Genomic DNA, 26117 nt, shown 5'->3' with positions numbered 1-26117 from the left:
CAAGTCGGAACGCTCCACCTGGTTCGGACGCGCCACCGGGTCCGGGGGTGCCGCCCGGCCCAAGCCGCCCGGCGGGTCCCGGCCCGCCGCGCAACCCTCGCGAAGTCCTCTGCGCATTCTCGCTCGCCTCCTGGCGATGCTGTGCGCCTTCCTCTTCATGGTGGCCTTCGCCGTCGTGCTGGCGAAGCTCACCCTTCAGCCGTCGCCCGCGTCCGAGGCCCTGACACACACCAATCTCCAGCCCGGCAGCACACTGCGGGCCTATCTCGACCAGCCCGAGCTGCGTGACGCCGTCAAGCAGATCGGCGGCAATGTGGTGCTGGGCGTGCCGTTCGGCGTCCTGGTCCCCGTCGTCGCCCCGAGGACGCGCGGCCTGCTGCGCGTGCTGCTGCTGACGGCGACCGTGATGCTCCTCGTCGAGTTCGCGCAGGGCGCGATGGTGACGGGGCGGGCCTTCGACATCGACGACGTCATCCTCAACACGACCGGCGCGCTGGTCGGCTACCTGCTGCTGGGCCGGCGGATGAGCCGCCTGGTGCACGCCCGCAAGCCGCGCTCCTCCTAGCGGAGCACCAGCTGGGCCATCGCGACCGTGCCGACCACCACGATGAACGCGCGCAGTACGCCGGGACGCAGCCGGCGCCCCGCGGTGGCTCCGCAGTGGCCGCCGGCCGCGGAGCCGGCCGCGAGGAGGGCCACGGCCGTCCAGTCGAAGTCGGCGACGACGAGGAAGAACAGCGCGGCGACGGAGTTGACGACGGCGACCAGGACGTTCTTGACCGCGGTCAGGTGTTGCAGGTCGTCGTCGAGGAGCATGCCCATCAGGGCGACGTAGATGATGCCCTGGGCGGCCGAGAAGCAGCCGCCGTGGACGCCGGCCAGGGCCGGCCCGACGAGCAGCAGGGGGCCGCCGTCCGGGCGTGCGGACCGTCCCGTGCGGGCCCGGCGATCGCGGAGGCTGCTGCTGATCAGCGGCTGGAGGGCGACCAGTACGAGGGCGAGTCCGACCAGGACCGGCACGATCCGTTCGAACGCCGAGGCGGGCAGGGTGAGCAGCAGCGTCGCGCCGGTGAGCCTGCCGAGCGGGGCGTCGGCGCCCCACTTCAGGATGCGCCGTCGCCGGCCGCGCAGTTCGCGCCGGTATCCGATGGCTCCGCTGATCGAGCCGGGTATCAGGCCGAGCGCGTTGGAGACCGTGGCGGTGACCGGTGGCAGGCCGGTCGCGAGCAGTACCGGGAACGCCGGTCGGTGGCGTCAGGGATCCGGCGGCCGGTAACAGGGCGCCGACGCGGCAGACATCACGGGAGGGCCCGGCGACTCGTTCGCCGGGCCCTTCAGCTCCGCGATCCTCGGCCTCGCCCTGGCGTGGGCTGCCGCGCACCGCCTGCCGCACCGGCTGCCCGCCCGCTCGCTGGTCCTGTCGACGGGTGTCGCCGGTGAGGGTGCCCGACCCGACGGCGGCGTTGACGGCACCGGCGGCTGCGCCGGCGCCCAGGACGGCGAGCAGCTCGCCGATGCGTGCGGCGTCCATGGCGGGAAGCCCAGGAACGCAACAGTTCGGCGGCGGACGAAGGGGACCGGTGGACAGAGCGGGCCGATCCGGGCAGTCGTGACCCCCGCCAACTACTGGTCCGTACCAAAGTATTGACGCCCCCTTTCCTCACTCCTTAAATCAAGTGGCGACACCTTCACCCCCCCACCACGGTCGGCGCACCCGTCCACCGGGTCGCCGCACGGAAGGGAGCACCATGGCCTCCCCACGTCTGCTCCGCAACGTTCTGCTCGCCGCCCTGTCCGGCGTCCTGGTCGCATCGGCCGCGATCGGGCCCGCCCAGGCGGAACCACCCGAAGTCTCGGCCGCCGCCGTGACGTTCTCCGACAACTTCGACGGGCCCGCGGGGGCCGCGGTCGACTCGTCGAAGTGGCAGATCGAGACCGGCGACAACGTCAACAACCACGAGCGGCAGTACTACACGTCCGGCAACAAGAACGCGGCGCTGGACGGCCAGGGCCATCTCGTGATCACGGCCCGGCGTGAGAACCCCGCCAACTACCAGTGCTGGTACGGCACTTGCCAGTACACCTCGGCCCGGCTGAACACCTCCGGGAAGTTCACCGCGCAGTACGGGCACGTCGAGGCCCGGATGAAGGTGCCGCGCGGGCAGGGCATGTGGCCCGCGTTCTGGATGCTCGGCACCCCGGTGAACTGGCCGGACTCGGGCGAGATCGACATCATGGAGAACGTCGGCTTCGAGCCCTCGACCGTGCACGGCACCATCCACGGGCCCGGCTACTCCGGGTCGGGCGGCATAGGCGCCGGCTACTCGCTGCCGGGCGGTCAGGCCTTCGCCGACGCCTTCCACACCTTCGCCGTGGACTGGGCGCCCGACTCGATCACCTGGTCCGTGGACGGCAACGTCTACCAGCGGCGCACGCCGGCCGACCTGGGCGGCAAGCAGTGGGTCTTCAACAAGCCGTACTTCCTGATTCTGAACCTCGCCGTGGGCGGCTACTGGCCCGGCGACCCGGACGGCTCCACGGTGTTCCCGCAGCAGCTCGTGGTGGACCACGTCTCGGTGACGACCGGTGACAGCGCGAGCGGCGGCGCGATCAGGGGGCTCGGCGGCAAGTGCGTCGACGTGGCGGGCGCGAGTTCCGCGAACGGCACTCCCGTGCAGCTCTACGACTGCAACGGCACCGGAGCCCAGCAGTGGACGGTCGGCTCGGACGGCACGCTCCGGGCGCTCGGCAAGTGCCTGGACGCCACCGGCAACGGCACGGCGGACGGCACGACCGTCCAGCTGTGGGACTGCACCGGCGGACCGAACCAGAGATGGACCGTCACGGGAGCGCGCGACATCGTCAATCCACAGGCGGACAAGTGCCTCGACGTGACCGGGAACAACTCGGCCAACGGCACCCGGCTCCAGCTGTGGACCTGCACCGGCGCCGGCAACCAGAAGTGGACGGTCGGGTGACCCGTCCGGCTAGTGGCGATGCCAGGTGAACTTGTCGCCGCCGACCCAGCGGATCACGTCCGGGTCGTCGAGGTCGTGGACGCTGATGCCGTAGAGAGCGGCGGTCTCCAGGACATCGGTGACGGCCCTCGCCGAACCGACGACCACACCGTCGATCTCCATGATGCGGAACGGAGGCGTGCCCGGCTGAACCCCGAGCACCATGATCCGCGGTTGTGTGATGTGCGGACTCGCGCTTTCGGTCATGAATAGAGCGTAGAGCGCGACGCGCGTCAACGAATCCTCCAGGTCGTCCGCCGCGGGGACGCCTTCGGACCGCGGCGCCGCCCGCCCGCCGTGCGGGGGCGGTGCCGCCGGGGAACCCTGGGGGGGTGGAGGTGCCGATGGATCCCGTGCAGGCGCTGGACCGGATCGCCTTTCTGCTGGAGCGCTCCCTTGCGCCGACCTATCGCGTACGGGCCTTCCGTACGGCCGCCCGGGTCCTGGCGGAGCTGCCCGAGGACGAGGTGCGGGCACGGGCCGAGGCCGGGACGCTGGAGTCGCTGCGGGGCGTCGGGCCGAAGACGGCGAAGGTGGTGCGCGAGGCGCTGGCCGGACAGGTCCCCGGGTACCTGTCGGACCTGGAGGACCGGCCGGAGGCCGAGCCGCCCGAGGGCGGGCCGCTGTGGGAGCTGCTGCGAGGCGACTGCCATCTGCACTCCGACTGGTCGGACGGCGGCAGCCCGATCGAGGAGATGGGCCGCACGGCGGCCGGGCTCGGCCACGAGTGGGCGGCGCTGACCGACCACTCACCCCGGCTGACCGTCGCCCGCGGACTGTCGGCCGACCGGCTGCGCGAGCAGTTGGACGTGGTGGCGGAGCTGAATTCGACCTGGGCGCCGTTCCGGCTGCTCACCGGCATCGAGTGCGACATCCTGGAGGACGGCTCTCTCGACCAGGAACCCGAGCTGCTGGAGCGGCTCGACGTCGTGGTGGTGTCGGTGCACTCCAAGTTGCGCATGGAGTCCCGGGCGATGACCCGCCGGATGGTCACCGCCGTACGCGATCCCCACGCCGACATCCTCGGTCACTGCACCGGACGCCTGATCACCGGGCGGGGCAGGCCGGAGTCGGACTTCGACGCGGACGAGGTGTTCGCCGCCTGCGCCGAGTCCGGTACGGCGGTGGAGATCAACAGTCGGCCCGAGCGTCTGGACCCGCCCCGACGGCTGCTGCGCCGGGCCGTGGACGCGGGCGTGCTGTTCTCCGTCGACACCGACGCGCACGCCCCGGGGCAACTCGACTGGCAGCGGTACGGCTGTGCCCGCGCGCAGGAGTGCGGGGTTCCCGCCGAGCGGGTCCTGACCACCTGGACCGCGGACGAACTGCTGGACTGGACGCGCGACAGGAAGTGAGGGCGAGAGCCGTGCCCTCGGGCGTGACGCAGATCACCGCGCATCTCGACAGACTCAGGAACACCGGCCGGTAGTTTCCCGTTGAACCAGCCGTGGGTGCGGATGGGACAGTGTCCCCGGGCCTCACCTTTCGCCCACAGGGAAGATCGTTCGGCTGAAGCCCTGTGGAGCCCTTCGCCGAGAGGCGACCGCCATCCGCGCCCACCTCTGACCGCCCCGACCGGAATCCCCCGTCCGGCCGGGGCTTTTCCTTGCCCCGACGCGCCGGCCCGCGTGTGCCCCCGTGGCTCGGCTTGACTTCGAGAGCACTCCAATTCGTAGCGTTTCGGGCATGAGCACTGCACAGCACAAGATCGGCTCCGGCTTCGGGGCGAACAGCACCGCCGACGAGGTCCTCGAAGGCATCGACCTGGCCGGGAAGCTCGCGGTCGTCACCGGCGGCTACTCAGGGCTCGGTCTGGAGACCACCCGGGCCCTCACCAAGGCCGGCGCGCGGGTCGTCGTCCCGGCCCGCCGCCGGGCCGCCGCCGAGGAGGCACTGGCCGGCCTCGACGGCGTAGAGGTGGACGAGCTGGACCTCGGCGACCTGGAGAGCGTGCGCGGCTTCGCCGAGCGCTTCCTCGCCTCCGGCCGCACCATCGACTTCATGATCGACAACGCCGGGATCATGGCCTGCCCGGACACCCGCGTGGGGCCCGGCTGGGAGGCACAGTTCGCGACCAACCACCTCGGTCACTTCGCCCTGGTCAACCGCCTGTGGCCGGCGATCGAGCCGGGCGGCGCCCGGGTGGTGTCCGTGTCGTCGCGCGGCCACCACCTCTCCGGCATCCGCTGGGACGACGTGCACTGGCGGCAGGGCTACGACAAGTGGGAGGCCTACGGCCAGGCCAAGACCGCGAACGTCCTGTTCGCCGTCCACCTCGACCGGCTCGCGGCCGACCGGGGCGTGCGGGCCTTCGCGCTGCATCCCGGCGGCATCATCACCCCGCTCCAGCGCCACCTCCCGAAGGCGGAGATGGTGGAGCGCGGCTGGATCGACGAGCAGGGCAACGTACTGAACCCCGAGGGCTTCAAGAGCCCCGAGGAGGGTGCGGCCACGCAGGTGTGGGCGGCGACGTCCCCGCAGCTGGACGGCATGGGCGGGGTCTACCTGGAGGACTGCGACATCGCCGAGCCCGCCGTCGACGGCGGGGAGCGCAGCGGCGTCAAGGCATGGGCGACCGACCCGGAGCAGGCGGCACGCCTGTGGGCGCTGTCGGCGGAGCTGACGGGCGTGGACGCGTTCGCCGCGTAGCGCGGGACCGGGAGCGTGCGAACGCCCCGGATCGGGGTACTCGCAGGCTCCCGTCCCCACTCTCCGGGAGGAGCCGCAGGTGAGCGGTGAAGCGGCTCGCATGATCGCGGTCACCGGCGCCACCGGCAATGTCGGTACCGCCGTGGTGCGACTGCTCTCGGAGGATCCGGAGGTCGGATCCGTCCTGGGGCCGGCCCGCCGGATCCCCGACCGGTCACCGCCGAAGACCGACTGGGCGGCGGTGGACCTGGCCGCCGAGCGAGGCGATCTCGCGGAGCTGTTCGCGGGCGCCACCGCCGTGATCCATCTGGCCTGGGCGTTCCAGCCCACGCACGATCCGGCGACGACCTGGCGGACCAATGTGCTGGGCGGCCTGCATGTGTTCGAGGCGGCGGCAGCGGCCAGGGTGCCGAAGCTGGTCCACGCGTCGTCGGTCGGCGCCTACTCACCGGGCCCCAAGGACCACGTCGTGGACGAGTCCTGGCCGACGCACCACTGGCCGGACGCCGCGTACTGCCGGGATAAGGCCTATCTGGAACGGGTGCTGGACTCCTTCGACCGCGCCCATCCCCGGGTCCGGGTGGTGCGGATGCGGCCGGCGTTCCTGTTCAAGCGGGAGTCGGCGAGCGGGCAGCGCCGCATCTTCGGCGGCCGCTTCCTGCCGGGCCCACTGGCCCGCCCGGAGCTGCTGCCGTTCCTGCCCGACATCCCGGGACTGCGGGTGCAGGCCCTGCACACCGACGACGCGGCGACCGCGTACGCGCTGGCGGTGAAGTCCGACGTCCGGGGCGCGTTCAATCTCGCGGCCGACCCACCGGTCGACGCGGCCCTGCTGGGCGAGATGCTCGGGGCTCGCCCATTGCGGCTCCCACGCACGGCGGCACGGTCGGCGGTCGCCGCCGCGTGGGGCCTGCACCTGCTGCCCGCCTCACCGCATCTGTTCGACGCCGTGCTCAGGCTGCCGCTGATGAACTGCACGCGCGCGCGTACCGAGCTGGGCTGGCATCCGCAGCGCACGGCGCCCGAGGTGCTGGAGGAGTTCCTCCAGGGTCTCCAGCAGGGCGCCGGCGCGGCCACCGAGCCGCTGCGGGGCCGCAAGGTGGGCTGACGTCGGCCGGCTCAGCCCGGTGACTCCTCGGGCGCCGGATGTTCCGGGTGGACCGTGCCGGGCCGGCTCGCTCCCTGCCGGCCCGTGCCCGCCTCGTCCGTGTCGGGCACGTCGTCCGCCTCGGTGGCGCCGTCGGCGGGCTCGACGGGCACCTCCCACCGGTCCTCACCCGCGTCGGCCTGCTGGTCCGGCAGGTCCCTCGGCACCGGCTCGCGCCTGCGGTCGGCTGTTCCCCGACGACCGTCGGTCATGGTGGCACCTCTCCTCACATCGCCCCGAGGGCCCGCGAGTACCGTCCCCGCCCACGGCGAAACCTCAGTGCGGCACCGCGGTGGGCAGGTCCGTGGACGGCGCCTCGGGAGCGGGCTCGGCGCGGCGGCCGCCGTGGGCGAAGAAGTCGGCGAGCGGCAGGATCGCGGCGCCGACGGTGACCGCGTCCGGGCCGAGCCTGCCGAGGTCGATCGTGACCTTGTGGGCGGGATGCCGCAGGGCGTAGGAGGCCGCGTGCCGGCGTACGGCGGGCAGGAAGCGGGTGCCGAGCTGGAGGCCGGCCCAGCCGCCGATCAGGATCCGCTCGGGCTGGAACAGGTTGATCAGGTCGGAGAGGCCCGCACCCACGTACTCGGCGGTCTCCTCCAGCACGGCGACGGCCACCGGGTCGGCATCGCGGCCCTCGGCCGGGTAGGCGCCGGTCAGCATCGCCGTCAGCGCGGTCTCCTCGTCGGCGCCCTCCGGCACGTCCCCGCCCTGCTCGCGCCAGCGGTCGAGCAGCGACTCGGCGCCCGCGTAGGCCTCCAGGCAGCCGAGGGCTCCGCACCGGCAGCGGCGCCCCCTGACCCGTACCGTGAGATGCCCCCACTCGACGGCACGGCCGTGCTCCACCTCGGGGGTGACCAGGCAGGCGCCGACGCCGGAGCCGAAGAGCACGACGACGGCGTTGCGGGCGCCGCGCCCGCCGCCGAACCACATCTCGGCCTGGCCGAGGGTCCGCGCGCCGTTGTCGATGAAGTACGGCACGCCGTCGGGGAGCTGGGTGCCGTCGCGCAGGAGCTTCTCCAGCGGTACGGCGTCCCAGCCGATGGTCTGCCCGTGCACCACGGCGCCGAGGTCGCCGGTGTCCTCGACGATGCCGGGGACACCGATGCCGACGCCGAGCAGCCGCCCGGGGCCGATGCCGGCCTGCGTGAGCACCTCGGCGATGCCGTCGCGGATGTGTCCGACGATGCCCTCGACCTCGTACCGCTCCCGGGTCAACGGCCTTTCCGCGCGGGCGAGTTCGGTGAGGGTCAGGTCGAACAGGCCGATCCGCACCCGGGTCTCGCCGACGTCGACGCCGATCATGTGGCCGCTGCCCGGGGCGACGCGCAGCAGGATGCGGGGCCGGCCGCCGTCGGAGTCGACACTGCCGGCCTCCTCGACCAGGCCGTCGGCGATCAGCTCGGCGACGACGTTGCTGACGGAGCCGGAACTGAGGCCGGTGGCCGGGCCGAGCTCGAAGCGGCTGAGCGGGCCGTCGAAGTACAGGCGCTGAAGTACGGCGGTACGGTTGCCCCGCCTGAGGTCCCGTACCGTGCGCCCATTACGCCCCGCCATGCGGCTCCCTCCGGATCAGCCCTGGTCCCCCGCCGTGTTCGGACCGGCTCCCATTGTGACCTACGCCGCGTAGACGTCCTCCACGTACCTGCCGTCCGCGATCAGGGCGTCCAGCCAGCGCTCGGCCGCCGCGTCGTCGGCGCCCGGCGTGCGGTCCCGGTACAGGGTACGGAAGGCCTCCCGCACGCCCGGCGCCATCCGGGCGCCGTCGCCGCAGACGTACACGCGGGCGCCCGCGCGGACCAGCTCCCAGACGTCGTCGGCCTCGGCGGCGATGCGGTGCTGCACGAAGGTTCCGGCGGTGCTGAAGGCGGGGCGGAGCGAGACGGCTCCGGCCGACTCGGCGGCGTGCAGCTCGTCGGCGTGCAGGAAGTCGGCGTCGGGGGCGTCGCAGCCGAAGTAGCACAGGGCCGGGGCGAGTTCGGTGCCGGCCACGAGAGCCGCGGTGCGGTCGGCGACGGCGCCGCGGAACGGGGCGAGGCCGGTGCCCGCGGCGACCATCACGACCGGTGCGCCGGTCTCGATGCGGAAGGCCTCCCGGCACGGCTGGATGCGGGCGTACACCGTGTCGCCGGGGCGGACGTCGGTGAGGTAGCCGGATCCGGTGCCCCGGTGGATGCCCTTGCCGGAGCGGGCGGGGGCCTGGAGCAGGGAGATCATCAGGTCCGCGTGGCCGGGGTCGACGGCGGGCGAGGAGGAGATCGAGTAGTGGCGCGGGCGCAGCGGAGTGAGCAGGTCGAGCAGGGTCGGCCAGTCCAGCGCGCCGCGCAGGGCGGGGAAGTCCTCGATCACCTCGACCAGGGTGCGCGGATCGTCGCTCAGCCCCGCCAGGGCGAGGCGCTCCGGCGGGCACGGGTTGACGGCGGCGAGGGCGGCGAGCTGGGCGGCGCTCGGGCGCTCCTGCAACTCGACGTGGTGGGTGAGGAGCCGGCGCACGGTCAGGGGCCGGTCGATCGCGAGGCCGTCGCGGCGCGGGCGGGCGGCGCGGATGTCCAGGACGGTGTCGAGGTCGACACCGAGCGCGGCGGCGAACCGCTCGACCAGGGCGAGGGTGTTGGCCGGCAGCACGGTGAGGTGATCGGCGGTGCGGTAGGTGACGCCTTCCGGGAGGGCGAGGCGGACGAGGCGCTTGCGGCGCGGGTGACCGGGCGCGGTGAGGTCGTACGCCTCGGTGACCGTCATGGGGAGGAGTCCGTGCCGTTCGGCGGCGGCGTCCAGCGGGCCGCCGGTCAGGGCGCGGACCTCGTAGGCCGCGGTGGGCTCGTCGGCGGGGACGGCCGCGTCGGGGTCGCCGTGGCGCTCCAGAAGTGCGGCGCGCAGGCGGGCCGTGAAGTCGCGGACGGTACCGGTGAGGTCGCCCGAGGCGTCGGCGGCGGTGCGGTCGAGGAGGCGGGTGGCGCCGAGCTCGGCGAGGCGGTCGTCGATGCGGGTGGGGACCTGCTGGTAGGTGGCGGCCCAGTTGCGGTCGCCGACGCCGAGGACGCCGTAGCTGACGTCCGTCAGGTCGTGCGTGTCCTCCAGGCCGGCGATGAAGGCGGTGGCATCGTCGGTGGGGCGGCCGTTGTACGAGGCGGCGGTGATCAGGACGGGCCGGTCGGTGGGCAGGCCGTCGGCGTAGGCGTCCAGGGGCGCGATCTCGGTCTCGCAGCCGACGGCGGCGGCCTCGTCGGCGAGGGACGCGGCGAACTCCCGGCAGGTGCCGTAGTTGCTGCCGTGCAGGAACAGGGCGCGGGTGCCGGGGCGGACACGGGCGGGCGGCGCCGACGTCTCGGTGTCCCCGGGCGCCTCGGCCGGCGCGCTTCCGGGCAACTGGGTGTGGTGGCGCTCGGCGGGGCTGCGCGGGGTCAGGGTGAGGGTGAAGCCCTCGGGCTTGAGGGTGAGGGTCTCCTTGACGGTCAGGCGGTAGTCGGCGTGGTCGTGCAGCCGGTAGCGGTGGACGAGCATCGCCAGCAGCATGGTCGCCTCGTGCAGCGCGAACTGCCTGCCGATACAGGCACGTTCACCGGTTCCGAACGGCTTGAAGGCGTGCACCGGCCGGGCCCGCTCGGCCTCCGGCGTGAAGCGTGCGGGGTCGAACCGCTCGGGGTTGTCACCCCAGACGGACTGCCGGTGGAGCATCGGCGTGAGCACGAGGGCGGCCTGTCCGGCGCGCAGCGGGATGCGTCCGCCGAGAAGCGTGTCCTCGCGGGCCTGCCGGGCGAACACCGCGGCCGTCGGCCACAGCCTCAGGGCCTCGTTGAGAACCTGGCGGGTGTACGTCAGCCTGCCGATCTCGTCGTACGACGGCTCCGGGTCGGCGTCGTCGCCCCACAGGGCGTCGACCTCGCGCCGCACCAGCTCCAGTGCCGTCGGGTGCTTGGCCAGGTAGTACAGCGCGAAGGACATCGCGCCGGAGGTGGTCTCGTGGCCGGCGATCAGGAAGGTGATGACCTGGTTGCGGATGTTGGCGGCGTCGAGGGTGGTGCCGTCGGCGGGGTGCGCGGCGGTGAGCATCAGGCCGAGGAGGTCCTCGGCGGTGCTCTGGTCGGTGCCGGTGCGCGCGCCGATGACGTCGTCGACGACCCGGGCCAGATAGGCGGCGTCGTCCCGGAAGGCCGCGTCGGCAGCCGAGTGGTCGTGGCCGGGGATCCGGGCGAGCCGCTTCATGCTCCACTCCAGGCAGCGGACCATGGACTCGACGAAGGGGTGCGGCTCGGGCCGCTCGAAGGAGCCGAAGTCGTAGTCGAAGCCGGCCAGCCCGATGGTGTCCAGGGTCATGCGCGTCATGTCGTCGGGGACGTTCACCGGCCGTCCGGCGCGGGCGTCGCGGTCCCAGGAGTCGATGAGCCGGCGGGCCACCTTCAGCATCACGGGGTGGTAGGTGCGCATCGAGCCGAGCGCGAAGGCGGGCATGAGGACGTCGTGCGCCTTGGCCCAGTTGGGCTCGTCGTTGTACGCGGTGAACAGGCCGTCCGCGGCGAACTCGCGGACGTTCTGCAGACCGGGTCCGATGTGCTTGGCGAACCGACGCTCGTCGGCGAGCTCGGCCACCAGGTCGGGGTCGCCCACGAAGAGGGCGTCCCGCCCGTGGAGCCGCCGCACGAACACGGACCCGTGCTCACGCATCAGCTCCATGGCCTGCTGCACGGGGGTGCCGCCGGGTCCGGTGGCGGAGATGTCGACGAGGGGAACGCCGGGGAGGGTCTCTGCGGTCTGCGGGTCGAGCGCGGTGGGGGGCATGACGCGACAACTGCCTTTCGCGGTACGGGAGTACTGCGATCCAGGTTGGTCGACCGGCCCCGTCCGCCCGAGCACCGGGACTACATGATTGTGTAGTGCGCAGGCATGAGCCGCTCTTGCACCGAGTCACGGGAGGTGCCTGGTGGACCGGACCCACCCGGAGGCCGTCGTGTGGCGCAACCGCGCCCTGATGGTCTTCGACCGCGTCGCCGTACCGGTCGCGGTGTGTGATGTGTACGGCGCGGTCCGGCTGGCCAATCCGGCGATGGCGGCCGAGTGCGGTACGACTCCGGGGCGGCTGCGTGGCCGGGATGTGCTGGAGCTGTTCCGGCCGCAGGAGGCGACGCAGGTCGAGCGGATCGCCGAGGCGCTGCGGCTGCGGCACCGCTCGCGCTACCAGGTGTCGGTGTGCTGGCGCTCCCCCGACGGCACGGAGCGCTACGGGGAACTCACGGCGGACCCGGTGAGCGACACCGTGCAGGAGACGCCGGCGCTGCTGGTGATGCTGCGGGTCCGGGGCGAGCGAGAGCCGTCCCCCGAAGCGCCGCCCACCCGGGTCACGCCGATGGAGGCCCGCGTCCTGGCACTGCTCGCCGGCGGCGCCACCACCGCGCGGGCCGCCCGGGAGACCGACCTGACGGTGGACGGCGTGAACTACCACCTGCGACGCCTGTCGGCCCGCTGGAACGCGACCAACCGGACGGAACTGGTTGCCCGGGCCTATGCGCTGGGGGTGCTCGCGGCGGGGGTGTGGCCGCCGGCGCCCGCACCCTTACATGTATAGGTCCTCGCGGGCGGGATCGGTTCGGACGTCCGCGGTGACGCGGCGCACCACGCCAAGCAGTACGAAGTCCGCCGGCGGTGCGGCAACACCCCTAAGGGGCGCGGGGAACTGCGCGACCGGCCACGATGGCGCCGCAGACGGACAACGGCACAGCGCGGCACCTCCAGCGGAGCTGCTCGTCCGGGTAGCAGAAGGTGGCGCGGGTGAGGGGCTCGTGGGTCAGGCGGAAGTGCGAGGAGCCGAACCGCGGGGCGGCGCCGACGACTTGGCGACGGAAGTTCAGCGCGCCGTACACGGGCCGCTCCGGCGCGCTCGCCTCGTCGTACGCCCCACCGAAGATCCGGCTCTCCCAGCGCCAGCGGTCGCCGCCCGGGTGGGCGGTGAGGCCGCCGTTGCTGGTGCCGGTGACGAACTGCGAGTGGTACGTGCCGTCCTCGGCCAGCGCGCGCAGGATCGGCACGCCCCGCACCAGCCGGTCCGGATGGAAGTTGAGGGTGAGGCGCACATCCGGGTCGAGGGCCGGACCCGCGGAGAAGGCCGCGACATACCGCAGTGCCGCCCGGGCGCGCGGTGCCCCGAGATCGCTGAAATCCACTGGCTCCCCTTCGCCCAGCCTGCCTAATCTAGCCGCAAACCTAGGACCCCCAGGTTTCGCAGATCGACTCCCAGGAGGCTCCCCATGAGGCCACTCGCCGAGCAGGACATCCGCAACTCATTTGTCAACTGCTCGAAGGGGGAGGCCAAGCGCGTGTCCCTCCCCCGCGATCTCGACGAACGCCCCTGGGACGACCTCGACTTCCTGGGCTGGCGGGATCCGGGAGCGCCCGACCGCAGCTGTCTGGTGACCGAGCGGGAGGGGCGGCCGGTGGGCGTCACCTTCCGTTTCCCGTCCTCGCACCGCGGTTTCCTGCACCGCAGCATGTGCTCGCTGTGCCTGACGACCCATCCGGGCGGCGGGGTCTCGCTGATGACGGCCCGCAAGACGGGCGCGGCCGGACGCGAGGGCAACTCGGTCGGCCTGTACATGTGCACCGACCTCGCGTGTTCCCTCTACGTCCGCGGCAAGAAGGCCCCGGGACCGGGCAGCCGCTTCGAGGAGAGCCTGACGGTGGAGGAGCAGATCGCCCGGACGCGGGGCAATCTGTCCTCCTTCCTCGACAAGCTGTACGCCTGAGGGGCCTCGCCGCCCTACCGGTCCCGCAGGTGCGACGCCTCCACCCGGTGCAGATGGATCAGCACGTCGTGGCTCCGGGCGAGCGCGATGTCGTACGGGCCGTCCGGGTAGGCCGTGCCGATGCCGCGCGTCGGCCGCGCCTGCCGCAGCCAGTCACGGGCCGGCGCCCCGACGGACCGCAGGTCGAGCATGTGGTCCCGGTACCGCACCCGGTCGAGGATCCGCTCGTTGCTGCCCGGGTCCGCGGGTCCCAGGGTCCAGCGGCGGATGACGTCGTCGTCCTGGCCGGTGGCGTTGAAGGAGCCGCGGCCGAAGGTCAGGCCGACGCTGACATAGCCCGCGCCGAGGCTCTCGCGCAGGAACGCGCCCTGCACCTTCGGGTTCTGCTCCGGCTTCTCCGGCACATAGCCGACGTGATTGTTGTGCGCCGACAGCAGCACCTTGGTGCCGGTGTGCTTCTGCCACCACACCACGTTGGCCGCCATCGCCCCGTCGCGGTAGCGCATGGCGGCGGCGATCCCGGCCGGGTCGGTGAAGTCGAAGGCGTACTGCCGGGCGGTCCGGTCGATCACCCTCGCGTGCTGGACGGCCCGCTCGTACGCATCGCGGTCGGCGCCCGGCGTCTGCCGCTCCAGCAGCCGCAGCGCCTCGCCCGTACGCGCCGCGCGGTCCTTCCGTTCGGCGTACGGCAGGTTCATGTACCGCTCGATGTACTCACCGGTCTGCACGGTGGGCCGCAGCCCGCGGTACAGCTCGGCCAGCCGTGCGCCGAGCCCGGGGTGGGCGCGGGACGTGTGGTCCTCGACGGCGTCGTACAACTCGGGTCCGGTCCAGGCGATGTCGTCGCCGATGAAGCGGACGGGGTCGTCGGGGTGGCGGACGTTGTACGCACGCATCCACTCGACGAGCCGCAGCGAGTCGGTGTTGTTCCACCACAGGTAGTCCCGCTGGAACTCCTCGCGCATGACACGCCGGGGGTCGCCCTTGCCGTACAGGACGTAGTCGTTGAGGCGCAGGCCGGTGCTCCAGGGCGTCTCCAGGGCGAAGGTGCGAAAGCCCTTCTCCCGCACGAGATGACGGAAGACGCGGTCCTTGAGGGCGAAGAAGTCGTGCGAGCCGTGGGTGGCCTCGCCCAGGCCGACGACCCGGGCGCCGCCGATCATCCGGTCCAGCGGACGCAGATCACGGCTGTCGCCGCCCGGTTCGACGGTGCGCAGCGGGCGGGCCGCACGGTCGAGCGCTTGGACGACGGTGGTGGGGGGCGGCGCCGCCGTGGCCGGGATGCCGGTCGTCAGGGCGGCGAGGATGATGAACAGGGTCAGTACTAATCCGGTCCGATGCCGTCTCATGATCCAAGGCTTGCGCTGCGGGCGCGCGGGGACCATCCGGCGGTCCTCCGTTCCCGGATGCGGACAACCACGGGGTGGCGGCGGGGGTTCTCCCCAGTCCCGGACCCGGTCGGCCGCCCGGCCCCGCGCGGGTGTCGACGATCACCGGCCCGGCCTCTTGCCGTGACACGGCCACAGCGATCAATCTGGGGTTCCTTGCGGACCGTTACGTTCCGCAAGCGGTGTGTGGGACGCATCGGTGAAAGGGAACAGCCCGAGGATGCTTGTGGCACGTGAGGAGACACCCTTCCGGGAGCGGTTGGCGAAGCTGGGCCGGGACCCCGTGGTCGTCCAGACACTGCGGTCGGCGGCCGCGGCGACGATCGCCTACGTCATCGCGCTGCGCCTGAGTCCCGAGGCGGCACCGCTGACCGCGCCCCTGACCGCGCTGCTGGTCGTCCAGGTCACCTTCTACGCCACGCTCACCAACGGCATCCGCCGGGTGAACTCCGTGGTGGCCGGCGTCCTGGTGGCCATCGCCTTCAGCCTCCTGGTCGGCCTGACCTGGTGGAGTCTCGCCCTGCTGATCGTGGCGTCGCTGGCCGTCGGGCATGTCGTGCGGGTGAACGAGTACGTTCCCGAAGTGGCGATCAGCGCGATGCTGGTCCTCGGGGTCACGACCGTCGGGGACACGGCGTGGGCGCGGGTGCTGGAGACGCTGATCGGCGCGGTGGTCGGGCTCGGCTTCAACCTGCTGCTCGCGCCGCCGGTGTGGGTGGACGAGGCCGGGGAGTCGATGGAGGCACTGGCCCGCCGGCTGCGGCAGTTGATGCTGCGCATCGGTGAGGAGGCCGCCGGCCGGCAGCCCTACGAGCAGGCCGCGGCCCGGCTGCACGAGGCGCGCCGGCTCGACCACGAGATCGTGGAGGTGGACGCGGACCTCCGACAGGCAGAGGACAGCCTGCGGTTCAATCCCCGCGTACGGGACAGCCTGTTGCACCGCGTCGTGCTGCGCACCGGCCTCGACACGCTGGAGATCTGCACGGTCGTCCTGAGGGTGCTCGCGCGCACCCTCACCGACCTCGCCAAGGACCGCGAGCCCGATCCGCTGTTCGCGAACGAGACGGGCGCGGTCCTGGAGCAGCTGCTGTCCGAGATCGCGGACGCGGTGGTCAGCTTCTCGGTGCTGGTCACCACGCACGTCAGCAGCAACGCCGACGCCGCGGAGTCCCGGCTGTCGGCCGAACTCCGTACGGCGGCGAGCACCCGCGACAAGCTGGCCCTGCTGCTGCGCGAGGAGGCCCACCGCGAGACACGGCACTGGCAGCTGCTCGGCGCCGTCCTGACCGAGGTGAACCGCATGATCGACGAGCTCGACACCGAGCACCGCTCGCGCCGGCTGCTGGAGGAGCTGGACCGCGTGTCGCAGGAGCAGCGCGTGCGGGTGCCGGGGCTGACCCGGCTGCGTGAACGCATGGGCGTCCAGGAGCAGCTGTGGCGGAACCGTACCGGCATGGACGGACGTTCTCGCTAGGGAGCGCCGGGACGGGGCCGGCGCCGGAGGCGAGGGAGCGGACGGATGGCCGGCACGACCGTACGGATCGACGGGAACACACTGCGGCTGCCGGGCGACGTGGCGGTGCGGTTCATCCGCACGCTGCGGCTGCCGGAGTCGGGCACGCATCCGCTGTCGCCGGGGCTCGGCGAGTTCCCGGTCCGGCGGGTGGCGGACTTTCCCGACACCGTTCCCGAGGCGTGGCGGGCGCGCGGCGGGGTGATGCTCCCGGTGTATCTTCGCGAGGCGATGTGGCTGAGCTTCGGCGGCACCGCGGAGCCGGCCGCCCTCCAGGTCGGGGTGGGCAAGGTGTGCGCGGTCTCGGGGAAGCCCTGGAGCGACCGGCTTGCCCGCAAGCCGCAGAACTACCTCGTGCTGCCGCGCCAGCCCTGGCTGGACGGCATCAACTCCGGCAAGGGCACGGTCCGCCAGTTCGTGGCGGTGCCGCTGGGGCTCGGCGCGACGGTCGAGGGCCAGGTCACCGGCGAGGAGGTCTGGGGCGGCGTACAGCTTCAGTCCTTCGCGCTGAAGGAGCCGAAGCTGGCGGCCTGGCGCGAGGAGCAGCGGCGCCGGGCGGCGCAGGCACCCGCGCCGCAGTTCGGCGGGTACGGCGCCGCGATGCCGATGGCGGCACCGCCCGCTCCGGGTTCGGCCCCCGCTCCGGGTGGCGGGGCGCCCCGGGCCGCGGCGGCGATGGGGCTGGGCGTCGGCGGTTCGATGCGCCAGGAGGTCTACGAGGACGACCGTCCGCTCGACGACTGGGCCGAGCGGCCCGGCGGCCGGGTGTTCGTCCATCTGGTGACGCCTCCGCAGTGGCGCCGGATCACCGGTGAGGCTCCCCCGCCGTCGCCGGTCGACCGGGCGGCGTACACGCGCGCGGGGCTGCCCTGGTTCGACTACTACGACGAGGACGCCGGGGATCTCGCCCCGACGGACACGCTGGGTGCGGTGCAGCCGGTCGGTGACTGGCTCGGCGACGACCACGAGCCCTGGCAGGCTCCGGCGCCGGGCCAGGTGGTGCCGCTGAAGGACGCCCAGGGCAAGCCGGTGGCGGACGGCGACTGGTAGCCGGCTCGCGTCGGTCCACCACCTCACCCCGCCCGCCATTGCGCACTGCGCAACGCCGGTTGCTGTTCTTGCGTCCGGCGGGTGATCCACGCCAGAGTTGCTGTCGCGACCCCGACGACCGACGACCTGAGGTGTGCACATGGGCAGTGGTGGGCTGAGCAGGCGCCGGTTCGTCGGGACCCTCGCGGGGTCGGCCGCCGGAGTGACCCTCCCGGCGGCCACGGCCTGCGACGACGCGCCCGCCCCCGCGGACACGGCCGACGCGGCGACCTCCAGGACGTCCGGCGCCGAGACCCGCCCGAGCGCCCAGTCCGAGAGCCGCGGGCCGTCCGGTCCGCGTCCCCTCTACCTCGGCACCTACACGTCGGCCGAGGGCGGCGGCAAGGGCATCGGCCTCGCCACGTACGACCCCGCCACGGGCGCCGTCACGGGCACCGGGACGATCGACGGCGTCGCCGACCCGTCGTATCTGGCGCTGCACCCGAACGGCCGGACCCTGTACGCCGTGAACGAGCGCGACGACGGCGCCGTGACCGCCGTACGCGTGACCGACCGCGAGGTTCTGGGCAGTCGCGGCACCGGCGGCGCGGCGCCCTGCCAGCTCTCCGTGCATCCCGGCGGACGCTGGCTGCTGAGCGCCAACTACGGCTCGGGCAGCGTCGCCGTGCACCCGATCGACGCCTCGGGCGCGCTCGGCGAGCGCACCGACCTGGTCACGCACTCCAGTCCGGCGCCCGGTCCCGGCCAGGACGGCCCGCACGCCCACCAGTTCGTCACGAGCCCCGACGGCCGCCATGTGCTCGCCGTCGACCTGGGCACGGACACCGTCTACACCTATCGCCTCGACGAGAAGGCGGGCACGCTCGGCGAGGTCGCGCGGGCACGGACGAAGCCGGGTGCGGGCCCGCGTCATCTCACCTTCCACCCGGGCGGCCGCTACGCCTATCTGGCCAACGAGGTCGACAACAGCGTCGCGGTCTGCGGGTACGACCCGGCCACGGGCCGGCTGACCGTCGGCGCCGAGCAGGAGACGGGCACCGGCTCGGGCACCAGCTATCCGGCGCAGATCGTGGTGACGCCGAACGGCCGGTTCGCCTATCTCGCCAACCGGGGCCACAACAGCCTCGCGCGCTACGCGGTGGAGGCGAAGGGCGCCCGGCTCAGGCTGCTCGACACGGTGCCGGTGTCCGGGGACTTCCCGCGGCAGATCGCTCTGTCTCCGGACGGCGCGCTGCTGTTCGCGGCGAACCAGCGGTCGAGCAGCGTCAGCGTCTTTCGCGTCGACCGGGCGAGCGGTGAACTGCGGCTCGCGGGCGAGCCGTTCGCATCACCCGTCGCCGTCTGTGCGCTGCCGCTGTAGGGCGCGCGGGCAGGAGGCGGCGCCGGCCTGGGAGAGCAGGACGTGCATGCGCTCGGTGAGCTGGGCGACGTCGTCGGCGGGCCGGTGGAACGGCAGCCGTACATCGCCGTGGGAGCGGGCGCGCTCGATGCGCAGGGTGACTCCGTGCCGGTCGACGGCGAGCGGCTGGACGCGGACGGCGCCGTGCAGGCTGCCGGAGTCGACGAGGCGGGTCAGCCGCTCGACGGCGTCCGGGTGGCAGTCGGCGAGATGGGTGAGCAGCCGGGCCTCGGCGGTGGCCAGCGGGTCGGGCGCGGCGGTGGCGAACTCCTCCGGGTCGACGACGACGGCGCCGGATGGCAGCCGCAGCACCACGCGCGTGGCCCGGAAGGCGAGTTTGCCGTCCTCGGGGGTGAACCAGCCGGACATCCACAGCCGGGTGCGGATCCGGTTGCGGACGGGCACGGGGGCGACGTCGGCGAACTCCAGGACGGCGGAGGGCTCTCCGCGCGGCGCGCAGATCGCGGCCGTGACGAGCACACTGTCCTCCGGCACCTCCAGCAGGACACGGCCGTCGTCGGTCACGGTGTGCGCGCCGACGAGTTCCTCGCGGCAGCTCTCCGCGGTCACTCCGCAGGACCACGCGCCGGCCAGCACCGACCGGGCCCGTTCCGCCGCGGAAGGCGCGGCAGTCCAGGTTTGGCTGTCACCCATCCCATTCCTCCTAAGGTAAGGCTTGCCTAACCTATCGAAGATCGGGCCGCAGGCCAACCGGCACCGCCGATCCTGTGCGATGTCTTTGCGGGGGCGAGAGGCGATCAGGGGGCGATGACGCCCAGCAGGGCGCGGGTGCACAGGTCGCGCACCTGGTCCCGGGAGAGGCCGGCGCCGCGCAGCCACTCAAGGCAGACCGCGGTGGTGAACGCCAGCCAGCCCCGCACGGCGAGCGGGACGTCGGGACGTCGCGCGCAGACCGGGCCGAACTCGGGGTCGGCGGCCATCGCCTCCAGGATCTGCTTCTCCTGTGCGGCCAGGGCTCGTTGGTAGACCTTGCGCACGGCCTGGTCCCCGGCCGCGTCGGCGCGATGGAAGGCCCGGTAGCCATGGGCGTGGGCCTCGACGTACTCCAGGAACGTGTCGAGGCCGGCACCGAGCTGTTCGCGCACCGGAATACCGGGCACGGCGGCCGTCATCCGCAGCATGCGCGCGCTCTCACGCTCGACGACGGCCGCGAAGAAGTCCCGCTTGGTCGGGAAGTAGTGGTAGAGCAGCCCGCGTGAGACTCCGGCGATCTCGGCGACCTGCTCGATCCACACCTCGTCGTACGGACTCTCCGAGAACAGCCGCGCCCCGACCGCGAGAAGCTGCTCACGACGCTCCTCGGTGCTGAGCCGGCGTCGTGTGCGCCCACCCTGGTTCGCGGCCATGCCCGCACTTTACTTGACGTGGATTCAATAGCGGGATCAGACTGAACCGCGTTATTGAACCCACGTACAACGAGCGCCCGTCGCAAGGTGTCGCCGGATCAAGGGAGATCGCGTCATGGCGGAGACGACGACCGGGACCGGACTTCCGAAGGGGTTCCGCAGCGCCGAGCAGGGCTGGCCGGAGCTGTTCCGCATACCCCGTCCGCCGCACCGGCTCCCGCTGCTCGGCGACGTACTGGGCGCGAGCAGGCGCACGCCGCTCCAGGACTCCCTGCGCTTCGCGCGCGAGCTGGGGCCGATCTTCCGGCGCCGGGCGTTCGACCGGGAGTTCGTCTTCGTGTGGGGCGCGGAGCTCGCGGCCGACATGGCGGACGAGGCGCGCTTCGCCAAGCATGTCGGGCTCGGGGTCGCCAACCTCCGTCCGGTCGCCGGGGACGGCCTGTTCACGGCGTACAACCACGAGCCGAACTGGCAGTTGGCGCACGACGTCCTGGCACCCGGGTTCAGCCGGGAGGCCATGGCCGGCTACCACCCGATGATGCTGGCCGTCGCCGACCGGCTCATGGACCACTGGGACCGCGCGCTCACCGCGGGCCGGTCGGTGGACGTGCCCGGCGACATGACCAAGCTGACCCTGGAGACCATCGCCCGCACCGGATTCGGGCACGACTTCGGCTCCTTCGAACGCTCGCGCCCGCACCCCTTCGTGACGGCGATGGTCGGCACGCTCGGCTATGCCCAGCGGCTCAACACCGTGCCGTGGCCGTTCCTGCTGCGGCGGGCCGCGCGCCGCAACGAGGCCGACATCGCCCACCTCAACGACACCGTCGACGACCTGGTCCGCGCCCGGATCGCCGACGGTCCCGGGGACGGTGACCTGCTCGACCGCATGCTCGGGACCTCGCACCCGGAGACCGGCGTGCGGCTGTCCGCGGAGAACGTCCGCCGGCAGGTGATCACCTTCCTGGTGGCCGGCCACGAGACCACTTCGGGCGCGCTCTCCTTCGCCCTGCACTACCTCTCCCGCCACCCGGACGTCGCCGCCCGCGCCCGGGCCGAGGTCGACCGCGTCTGGGGCCCGACGGCGACGCCCGGCTACGACCAGGTGGCGCGGCTGCGTTATGTGCGCCGGGTGCTGGACGAGGCGCTGCGGCTGTGGCCGACGGCGCCCGCCTTCGCCCGGGAGGCCCGCGAGGACACCGTGCTCGGCGGGGTGCATCCGATGCGGCGGGGCGCCTGGGCACTGGTGCTCACGGCGATGCTGCATCGCGATCCGGAGGTCTGGGGCGCGGACGCCGAGCGGTTCGACCCGGACCGCTTCGACCCGAAGGCCGTACGGACGCGGGCGCCGCACACCTTCAAGCCGTTCGGGACGGGTGCGCGGGCGTGCATCGGGCGCCAGTTCGCGCTGCACGAGGCCACGCTGGTGCTGGGGCTGCTGCTGCGCCGCTACGAGTTCAGGAGCGACCCGGCGTACCGGCTGCGGGTGACGGAACGGCTGACGCTGATGCCGGAGGGGCTGCGGCTGAACCTGGAGCGGCGGGCGGCCGTGTCCGTGCCGGGCCCGGCCGTGTCGCCCCCGGCCGCGGAGGAGGCTCCGTCAGCGCTCGGCTGTCCAGCGCGCGGGACGGGCGACTGAGGCGGGCAGCCGGGTGCCCGCGCTGCCCCGGGCCGCGTTGAGCTGGGGCTGGGTCAGGAAGAAGGCGCCGGTCAGATCGGCGTCCGTGAGGTCGGTGTCGCGCAGGTCGGCACCGATGAGGTCCGCCCCGCGCAGATCGGCGCCGGTCAGGTCGGCCGCGATGAGATAGGCACCGCGCAGGTTCGCGCCCCGCAGATCCGCGCCCCTGAGGCGGGCGCCCATCAGGTCCGCGCCCCGGCGATCCCTCTTGCGGCCCCGCACTCCCGCCCGCACCAGCTCGCTGGTCCTCAGCAGCAGGACGTTGACCTTCTGCCGGTGCGCGGCCACGTCCAGTGAGGCGAGTTCCTCCGCGGTCCGGCGGGTGAGAGCGTCCGTCTCGTCCCGGAGTTCGCGCAGTTCGCCGTGGACGGGACGAGCGGGGGGCAGGGTGAGTGCCTCGGTCAGGTACCAGAGCAGCTCGTGCAGCTGGCGGACGACCGGGAAGACGTCGAACATCCGGCGGGCGTGCTCGCGGGAGGCCGCGCGCCAGTCCTTCCCGGCGAACGTGACCTGCGAGACCTTCTGCCCGGCGCCGAAGCAGTCGTAGACCATGCAACCGGTGAAGCCGCTCTGCCGGAGCCGGGCGTGGATGCCGCAGCGGTGGTCGTCCCGGAGGTTCCGGCAGGGCGTACCGGCGTCCTTGTCGAGCGCGAAGTCCGCCGAGGCGGTGAAGGGCAGCGCCACACAGCACAGCCCGAAGCAGTTCGCGCAGTCTCCGCGCAGGTCGACGAGATCGCCGGGGTGATCTTGCATGTCTCCAGCCTAATGTCCGGCCCGGCACGGAAACTCACCGATGCGTTTCCGGCGATGTGGGGGTCCTCTCATACAGCGGAAAACAAGTTCGGCTACCACTGGTACTGGAGCCGACGAAAGCAGGAGCAGCACCGCATCGAGGATTCCGAGGAGAGGTCATGTGCAGCCACCAGCCCCCGTGCCCCACCGCCGACAGCCCCGACCCGCACGCCGCCGTGATCGTCTCGGCCCATCCCGAACAGGGCTGGAGCCTGCTGTGCAACGGCACCATCGTCTTCGACGACACCGGTGAACTCCTGCCCGACGGGCGGGTGGTCGGCCCGCGCCGCACGGTCGGCACGCTGGCCGTGGCGGCCTGACTCAGCCGCCGAGGTCCGCCAGGCCGAGCCCGCCGAGCCGCTCGGGGTCCGCGAGGATGTACATGTGCGCGATCCGGCCGTCGGCGACGGTGACGCCCATGACCGACTGCGGCTGTCCCGCCGGCGCGTGCAGCACCCCGATCTCCCCGTTGACCAGCACCAACTGCGCGTACCGTGCGAGCCGCGCGAACAGCAGCGCCTGTTCGGCGACCGGCTTCGCACCGCGCACCAGCTTGGACGCCGCCGCGCCCCGCACCAGCGGTCCGGAGTCCGCGCGCAGCACCACCTCGGGGTCGAGAACCGTCAGCAGTGCCTCGAAGTCGCCCGCGCGGGCGGCGGTCATGAAGGCGTCGAGAACCTGCCGCTGCCGCCCGAGGTCGGGCTCGCTCGACGGGGTGGCGCCCCTTCACCCGGCGCCGGGCACGGCTCGCGAGCTGCCGGGTGGCGGCCGAGGACCGCTCCACGATCGGGGCGATGTCGTCGAACGGCACCGCGAACGTGTCGTGCAGCACGAACGCGATCCGCTCGGCCGGCTCCAGCGTCTCCAGCACGACGAGCAGGGCGAGCCCCACCGAGTCGGCCTGGAGCACCTCCTGTTCCGGGTCGATCTGCGTCAGGGGACGGATCACCGGGTCCGGTACGAAGGTGTCCTCCAGGGGCTCTTCGTGGCGTCGCGTACGGGCGCGGAGCAGGTCCAGGCAGACCCGGCCGACCACCGTGGTCAGCCGGCCGCCGAGGTTGTCGATGGCGTCCGCGTCCGTGCGGCTCAGCTTCAGCCATGCCTCCTGGACGGCGTCCTCCGCCTCGGCGAGCGAGCCGAGCATGCGGTAGGCGACCGCCTTGAGCCGGCCGCGGTGCTCCTCGAAGCGGACCGCCGGCACCTCGGTGTCGTGCGTGCCGTTCGTGTCGTTCACCGTGCCCCCGTCTCCCGCGTCGCCGGCCGGAACTACCGGCCGAACAGCTCGAACGCGACGGCCGGCCTGCCGCCGAACCGCTCCCCCGTCGTCCGGGCGTTCCCGGTGAGGAAGCCACGGACGTACGTCTCGGGGTCCTCGTCGGTCAACACCTCGATGTAGGTGCGGTGTTCGAGCAGGGAGTGCACCGCCCGCTCCAGTCCCCCAGTCACGTCCACGGCGTGGGTGGGGGTGCTGGAGCCGGCCACCGCGACCCAGCGGACGCCGCTCCACGGCTGAAGGCCCTGCTCGATCAGTTCCGGGAAGATCCAGCGGTTGCCCGCGTCCCCGGCCGCGTCCAGCGTGGCACGGCCGACGGCCACATGGTCCGGCGTGTTCCAGGCGACGCCGCCCCAGGTGTCCCGGTGGTTGAGCGTGATCACCAGCTCGGGCCGGTGCCGGCGGATCGCGGCGGAGATGTCGCGGCGCAGGGCGGTGCCGTACTCGATCACGCCGTCCTCGTGGTCGAGGAACTCCACCGCCGTCACACCGACGCGGGCCGCACTGGCCCGCTGCTCGCGCTCCCGCAGCGGGGCGCACTTCTCGGGTTCCAGGGTGTCGATGCCGGCCTCGCCGCGGGTCGCCAGGACATAGGCGACCTCACGGCCCGCGTCGGTCCAGGTGGCGATCGCCGCCGAGCAGCCGTACTCGAGGTCGTCCGGGTGCGCGACGACGGCGAGCGCGCGCTGCCAGTCGTCGGGCATCGCTCGGAGCTGAGTGATCGTCGGCCCGGTCATGCCCGCACCCTAACGCGTCACGGTGACATCACGCTTCGTCACGGGTGAGCGCGAGCAGCCGGTCCAGGACGCGGGGGCCGCCGGCCCTGACGCCGTCGTGCTCGAACTCGTCGGTGACCCAGGTCCGCAGGCCCCGCACGGCACGGGCGGTGGCCAGCGAGTGAGCGGTGTCGACGTACATGTCGTCGTGGTAGACGGCCGCCGCGACCGGCACCTCGTTGGCGGCCAGACGCGCGGAGTCGTACAGGGGCGTCCAGTCGGTGCGGGCGGCGAGGAGTTCGGCGGTCTCGCGCAGCGGGCGCAGCGCCGGGTCGCAGTCGAACATCCAGGGGTGGATCGACTCGCCGGTGAACAGCAGCGGGCCGTCCCCGGCGAGCGTCTTGGCCGCGTCGAACTGCGGGAACTCGGCGCGCACCCGCTCCGCGGACCAGTCGGTGGGCCGGTCGTCCTGGCCGTAGATCGCCTCGTGGACGAGGGCGTACAGCGGGTGGCCCGCGTAGGACAGCAGGTTCTGCGCCTCTTCCTGGAAGGCGTCCGAGAGGGCGGTGCCCTGCGGGGTACGGACGAAGGCATGCTCCAGCAGGTAGTGCAGACGGTGGCTGCCTTCGCCGCCGCCGAGCAGGATGCCGAGGGACTGGAAGGCCTCGGCGGTGAAGCGGTAGCCGTTCGGCAGGACCACGTCGTTCGCCAGGAGGTGGTCGGCGATCCGGCGGGCGCGCTCGACGTCCTGGGGGTAGCGGGCGTAGTGCGCGGCGACCTTGCGCTCGATGCGCGGGAAAGCCGCGCGGTAGACGTCGTCGGCGTGCGCGTCCAGGGAGGGCAGGCCGCCGGTGATCACGGCGGCGGTCAGGCCCTCGGGGGCGGTGGACAGGTAGTTGAGCGTGCAGAAACCGCCGAAGCTCTGGCCGAGGACGGTCCAGGGGGCGCCGCCGGTCACCTCCCGGCGGATCAGCTCGCAGTCGCGGACGATCGAGTCGGCGCGGAAGTGCGTGAGGTAGTCGGCCTGTTCGGCGGGGCCGCCGCGCAGCGGGAGCGTCTGGCGGTTGGCGGGCGTGGAGTGGCCGGTGCCGCGCTGGTCCAGCAGCAGGACGCGGAACTCCTTCAGCGCCCGGCCGAGCCAGGCCCCCTTGCCGACGAAACGGTTCGCCCCGAAGCCGGGGCCGCCCTGGAGGTAGACCAGCCACGGCTGTTCCTGGTGCGCCTTGTCGCCGGCGACGACCTCACGGGCGTAGAGCTCGATCGTCTCTCCCGCCGGGTCGGCGTGGTCGAGGGGCACGGTGAAACGGCGGTCGGTGAGGACGACGCCGGGCTGGCGGTAACTGACGGTCAACGGTGCTCCCGGGACGGAGGGTTTTCGGGCCGCGTCCCAGTTCAGC

The 26117-nt window shown here is 72.8% G+C and carries 22 protein-coding genes and 3 pseudogenes; 12 read left to right on the top strand and 13 right to left on the bottom strand.

What is annotated here, in order from left to right; all coding sequences use genetic code 11:
• The first annotated feature begins 109 nt into the window (after positions 1–109).
• Positions 110–565, top strand: coding sequence for a VanZ family protein (locus AC3ETA_RS31340; RefSeq protein WP_432196268.1), 456 nt, complete (start codon positions 110–112; stop codon positions 563–565).
• Here AC3ETA_RS31340 and AC3ETA_RS31335 read toward each other — a convergent pair.
• Positions 562–1239 (bottom strand): annotated as a pseudogene (locus AC3ETA_RS31335) (sulfite exporter TauE/SafE family protein); the annotation flags it as partial. The gene AC3ETA_RS31340 and the pseudogene AC3ETA_RS31335 sit on opposite strands and share 4 nt — an antisense overlap.
• 509 nt (positions 1240–1748) lie before the next feature.
• Here AC3ETA_RS31335 and AC3ETA_RS31330 point away from each other — a divergent pair.
• Complete coding sequence (locus AC3ETA_RS31330) at positions 1749–2978, top strand: ricin-type beta-trefoil lectin domain protein (protein WP_432196254.1); 1230 nt, start codon at positions 1749–1751, stop codon at positions 2976–2978.
• A gap of 9 nt (positions 2979–2987) precedes the next feature.
• On the opposite strand, the gene AC3ETA_RS31325 is transcribed toward AC3ETA_RS31330, so the two are convergent.
• A complete protein-coding gene (locus tag AC3ETA_RS31325; protein WP_432196253.1) occupies positions 2988–3224 on the bottom strand; it encodes a hypothetical protein in 237 nt (78 codons plus the stop codon).
• Positions 3225–3361: 137 nt separating this feature from the next.
• Here AC3ETA_RS31325 and AC3ETA_RS31320 point away from each other — a divergent pair, with 137 nt between their 5' ends.
• From AC3ETA_RS31320 to AC3ETA_RS31310, 3 genes are all read left to right on the top strand, one after another.
• A complete protein-coding gene (locus AC3ETA_RS31320) occupies positions 3362–4372 on the top strand; it encodes a PHP domain-containing protein (RefSeq protein WP_432196252.1) in 1011 nt (336 codons plus the stop codon).
• A gap of 331 nt (positions 4373–4703) precedes the next feature.
• Positions 4704–5666: an SDR family NAD(P)-dependent oxidoreductase gene (locus AC3ETA_RS31315; protein ID WP_432196251.1), complete on the top strand. Its 963-nt coding sequence runs from the start codon at positions 4704–4706 to the stop codon at positions 5664–5666.
• A gap of 100 nt (positions 5667–5766) precedes the next feature.
• Entirely contained in the window at positions 5767–6774 is a 1008-nt protein-coding gene (locus AC3ETA_RS31310; RefSeq protein WP_432196267.1) for an SDR family oxidoreductase, read from the top strand.
• 11 nt (positions 6775–6785) lie between these two features.
• On the opposite strand, the gene AC3ETA_RS31305 is transcribed toward AC3ETA_RS31310, so the two are convergent.
• From AC3ETA_RS31305 to AC3ETA_RS31295, 3 genes are all read right to left on the bottom strand, one after another.
• Positions 6786–7025 (bottom strand): hypothetical protein, encoded by a 240-nt coding sequence (locus tag AC3ETA_RS31305; protein ID WP_432196250.1) that lies wholly within the window; start codon positions 7023–7025, stop codon positions 6786–6788.
• A 64-nt stretch (positions 7026–7089) separates the two neighbouring features.
• Entirely contained in the window at positions 7090–8367 is a 1278-nt protein-coding gene (locus AC3ETA_RS31300) for an ROK family protein (protein WP_432196249.1), read from the bottom strand.
• A gap of 60 nt (positions 8368–8427) precedes the next feature.
• Positions 8428–11586: a cytochrome P450 gene (locus AC3ETA_RS31295; RefSeq protein ID WP_432196248.1), complete on the bottom strand. Its 3159-nt coding sequence runs from the start codon at positions 11584–11586 to the stop codon at positions 8428–8430.
• 190 nt (positions 11587–11776) lie between these two features.
• On the opposite strand from AC3ETA_RS31295, the gene AC3ETA_RS31290 reads away from it, so the two are divergent.
• Positions 11777–12370: a PAS domain S-box protein gene (locus tag AC3ETA_RS31290; RefSeq protein WP_432196266.1), complete on the top strand. Its 594-nt coding sequence runs from the start codon at positions 11777–11779 to the stop codon at positions 12368–12370.
• A 178-nt stretch (positions 12371–12548) separates the two neighbouring features.
• Here AC3ETA_RS31290 and AC3ETA_RS31285 read toward each other — a convergent pair.
• Positions 12549–12965, bottom strand: a pseudogene (locus tag AC3ETA_RS31285) (DUF3626 domain-containing protein); the annotation flags it as partial.
• An 84-nt stretch (positions 12966–13049) separates the two neighbouring features.
• On the opposite strand from AC3ETA_RS31285, the gene AC3ETA_RS31280 reads away from it, so the two are divergent.
• A complete protein-coding gene (locus AC3ETA_RS31280; RefSeq protein WP_432196247.1) occupies positions 13050–13544 on the top strand; it encodes an FBP domain-containing protein in 495 nt (164 codons plus the stop codon).
• 14 nt (positions 13545–13558) lie between these two features.
• Here the strand turns inward: AC3ETA_RS31280 and AC3ETA_RS31275 are convergent, their stop codons facing one another.
• A complete protein-coding gene (locus tag AC3ETA_RS31275; RefSeq protein WP_432196246.1) occupies positions 13559–14893 on the bottom strand; it encodes an erythromycin esterase family protein in 1335 nt (444 codons plus the stop codon).
• A gap of 259 nt (positions 14894–15152) precedes the next feature.
• Here AC3ETA_RS31275 and AC3ETA_RS31270 point away from each other — a divergent pair, with 259 nt between their 5' ends.
• From AC3ETA_RS31270 to AC3ETA_RS31260, 3 genes are all read left to right on the top strand, one after another.
• On the top strand, positions 15153–16406 hold the full coding sequence (locus AC3ETA_RS31270; RefSeq protein WP_432196245.1) for an FUSC family protein: 1254 nt from the start codon (positions 15153–15155) through the stop codon (positions 16404–16406).
• 45 nt (positions 16407–16451) lie between these two features.
• Positions 16452–17495: a hypothetical protein gene (locus tag AC3ETA_RS31265; RefSeq protein ID WP_432196244.1), complete on the top strand. Its 1044-nt coding sequence runs from the start codon at positions 16452–16454 to the stop codon at positions 17493–17495.
• A gap of 133 nt (positions 17496–17628) precedes the next feature.
• A complete protein-coding gene (locus AC3ETA_RS31260; RefSeq protein WP_432196243.1) occupies positions 17629–18855 on the top strand; it encodes a lactonase family protein in 1227 nt (408 codons plus the stop codon).
• On the opposite strand, the gene AC3ETA_RS31255 is transcribed toward AC3ETA_RS31260, so the two are convergent.
• Both AC3ETA_RS31255 and AC3ETA_RS31250 read right to left on the bottom strand, forming a co-directional pair.
• Positions 18823–19548: a DUF2470 domain-containing protein gene (locus AC3ETA_RS31255; protein WP_432196242.1), complete on the bottom strand. Its 726-nt coding sequence runs from the start codon at positions 19546–19548 to the stop codon at positions 18823–18825. The genes AC3ETA_RS31260 and AC3ETA_RS31255 overlap by 33 nt on opposite strands.
• Positions 19549–19652: 104 nt before the next feature.
• Positions 19653–20261 (bottom strand): TetR/AcrR family transcriptional regulator, encoded by a 609-nt coding sequence (locus tag AC3ETA_RS31250; protein ID WP_432196241.1) that lies wholly within the window; start codon positions 20259–20261, stop codon positions 19653–19655.
• A gap of 115 nt (positions 20262–20376) precedes the next feature.
• Between AC3ETA_RS31250 and AC3ETA_RS31245 the strand changes: the two genes are divergently transcribed.
• The gene (locus tag AC3ETA_RS31245) at positions 20377–21900 is read left to right on the top strand and encodes a cytochrome P450 (protein ID WP_432196240.1); all 1524 of its coding nucleotides are present in this window, start codon (positions 20377–20379) and stop codon (positions 21898–21900) included.
• On the opposite strand, the gene AC3ETA_RS31240 is transcribed toward AC3ETA_RS31245, so the two are convergent.
• Positions 21862–22692 carry a pentapeptide repeat-containing protein gene (locus AC3ETA_RS31240; protein ID WP_432196239.1) on the bottom strand — a complete coding sequence of 277 codons (831 nt, stop codon included), beginning with the start codon at positions 22690–22692 and terminating at the stop codon, positions 21862–21864. The two genes, AC3ETA_RS31245 and AC3ETA_RS31240, sit on opposite strands and share 39 nt — an antisense overlap.
• 158 nt (positions 22693–22850) lie before the next feature.
• On the opposite strand from AC3ETA_RS31240, the gene AC3ETA_RS31235 reads away from it, so the two are divergent.
• Positions 22851–23051: a DUF5999 family protein gene (locus AC3ETA_RS31235; RefSeq protein WP_271667375.1), complete on the top strand. Its 201-nt coding sequence runs from the start codon at positions 22851–22853 to the stop codon at positions 23049–23051.
• A 1-nt stretch (position 23052) separates the two neighbouring features.
• Here the strand turns inward: AC3ETA_RS31235 and AC3ETA_RS31230 are convergent.
• The 3 genes and pseudogenes from AC3ETA_RS31230 to AC3ETA_RS31220 all read right to left on the bottom strand — a co-directional run bounded on the left by AC3ETA_RS31230 (position 23053) and on the right by AC3ETA_RS31220 (position 26071).
• Positions 23053–23965 (bottom strand): annotated as a pseudogene (locus tag AC3ETA_RS31230) (sigma-70 family RNA polymerase sigma factor).
• A gap of 32 nt (positions 23966–23997) precedes the next feature.
• Positions 23998–24741, bottom strand: coding sequence for a PIG-L deacetylase family protein (locus AC3ETA_RS31225; protein ID WP_432196238.1), 744 nt, complete (start codon positions 24739–24741; stop codon positions 23998–24000).
• Positions 24742–24769: 28 nt separating this feature from the next.
• Positions 24770–26071 (bottom strand): alpha/beta fold hydrolase, encoded by a 1302-nt coding sequence (locus AC3ETA_RS31220; RefSeq protein ID WP_432196237.1) that lies wholly within the window; start codon positions 26069–26071, stop codon positions 24770–24772.
• Positions 26072–26117: the final 46 nt, after the last annotated feature.

This window comes from Streptomyces sp. bgisy027, assembly GCF_057710365.1.
Note: the sequence above shows the minus strand (reverse complement) of the source record. Positions and strands in the feature narration are given on the sequence as shown.

Excerpts from the sequence above, each read along its gene's own strand:
- AC3ETA_RS31330 (WP_432196254.1), top strand. The coding sequence starts at position 1,749 with ATGGCCTCCCCACGTCTGCTCCGCAACGTTCTGCTCGCCGCCCTGTCC.
- AC3ETA_RS31325 (WP_432196253.1), bottom strand. The coding sequence starts at position 3,224 with ATGACCGAAAGCGCGAGTCCGCACATCACACAACCGCGGATCATGGTG.
- AC3ETA_RS31320 (WP_432196252.1), top strand. The coding sequence starts at position 3,362 with ATGGATCCCGTGCAGGCGCTGGACCGGATCGCCTTTCTGCTGGAGCGC.
- AC3ETA_RS31315 (WP_432196251.1), top strand. The coding sequence starts at position 4,704 with ATGAGCACTGCACAGCACAAGATCGGCTCCGGCTTCGGGGCGAACAGC.
- AC3ETA_RS31310 (WP_432196267.1), top strand. The coding sequence starts at position 5,767 with ATGATCGCGGTCACCGGCGCCACCGGCAATGTCGGTACCGCCGTGGTG.
- AC3ETA_RS31305 (WP_432196250.1), bottom strand. The coding sequence starts at position 7,025 with ATGACCGACGGTCGTCGGGGAACAGCCGACCGCAGGCGCGAGCCGGTG.
- AC3ETA_RS31300 (WP_432196249.1), bottom strand. The coding sequence starts at position 8,367 with ATGGCGGGGCGTAATGGGCGCACGGTACGGGACCTCAGGCGGGGCAAC.
- AC3ETA_RS31295 (WP_432196248.1), bottom strand. The coding sequence starts at position 11,586 with ATGCCCCCCACCGCGCTCGACCCGCAGACCGCAGAGACCCTCCCCGGC.
- AC3ETA_RS31290 (WP_432196266.1), top strand. The coding sequence starts at position 11,777 with ATGGTCTTCGACCGCGTCGCCGTACCGGTCGCGGTGTGTGATGTGTAC.
- AC3ETA_RS31280 (WP_432196247.1), top strand. The coding sequence starts at position 13,050 with ATGAGGCCACTCGCCGAGCAGGACATCCGCAACTCATTTGTCAACTGC.
- AC3ETA_RS31275 (WP_432196246.1), bottom strand. The coding sequence starts at position 14,893 with ATGAGACGGCATCGGACCGGATTAGTACTGACCCTGTTCATCATCCTC.
- AC3ETA_RS31270 (WP_432196245.1), top strand. The coding sequence starts at position 15,153 with ATGCTTGTGGCACGTGAGGAGACACCCTTCCGGGAGCGGTTGGCGAAG.
- AC3ETA_RS31265 (WP_432196244.1), top strand. The coding sequence starts at position 16,452 with ATGGCCGGCACGACCGTACGGATCGACGGGAACACACTGCGGCTGCCG.
- AC3ETA_RS31255 (WP_432196242.1), bottom strand. The coding sequence starts at position 19,548 with ATGGGTGACAGCCAAACCTGGACTGCCGCGCCTTCCGCGGCGGAACGG.
- AC3ETA_RS31250 (WP_432196241.1), bottom strand. The coding sequence starts at position 20,261 with ATGGCCGCGAACCAGGGTGGGCGCACACGACGCCGGCTCAGCACCGAG.
- AC3ETA_RS31245 (WP_432196240.1), top strand. The coding sequence starts at position 20,377 with ATGGCGGAGACGACGACCGGGACCGGACTTCCGAAGGGGTTCCGCAGC.
- AC3ETA_RS31240 (WP_432196239.1), bottom strand. The coding sequence starts at position 22,692 with ATGCAAGATCACCCCGGCGATCTCGTCGACCTGCGCGGAGACTGCGCG.
- AC3ETA_RS31235 (WP_271667375.1), top strand. The coding sequence starts at position 22,851 with ATGTGCAGCCACCAGCCCCCGTGCCCCACCGCCGACAGCCCCGACCCG.
- AC3ETA_RS31225 (WP_432196238.1), bottom strand. The coding sequence starts at position 24,741 with ATGACCGGGCCGACGATCACTCAGCTCCGAGCGATGCCCGACGACTGG.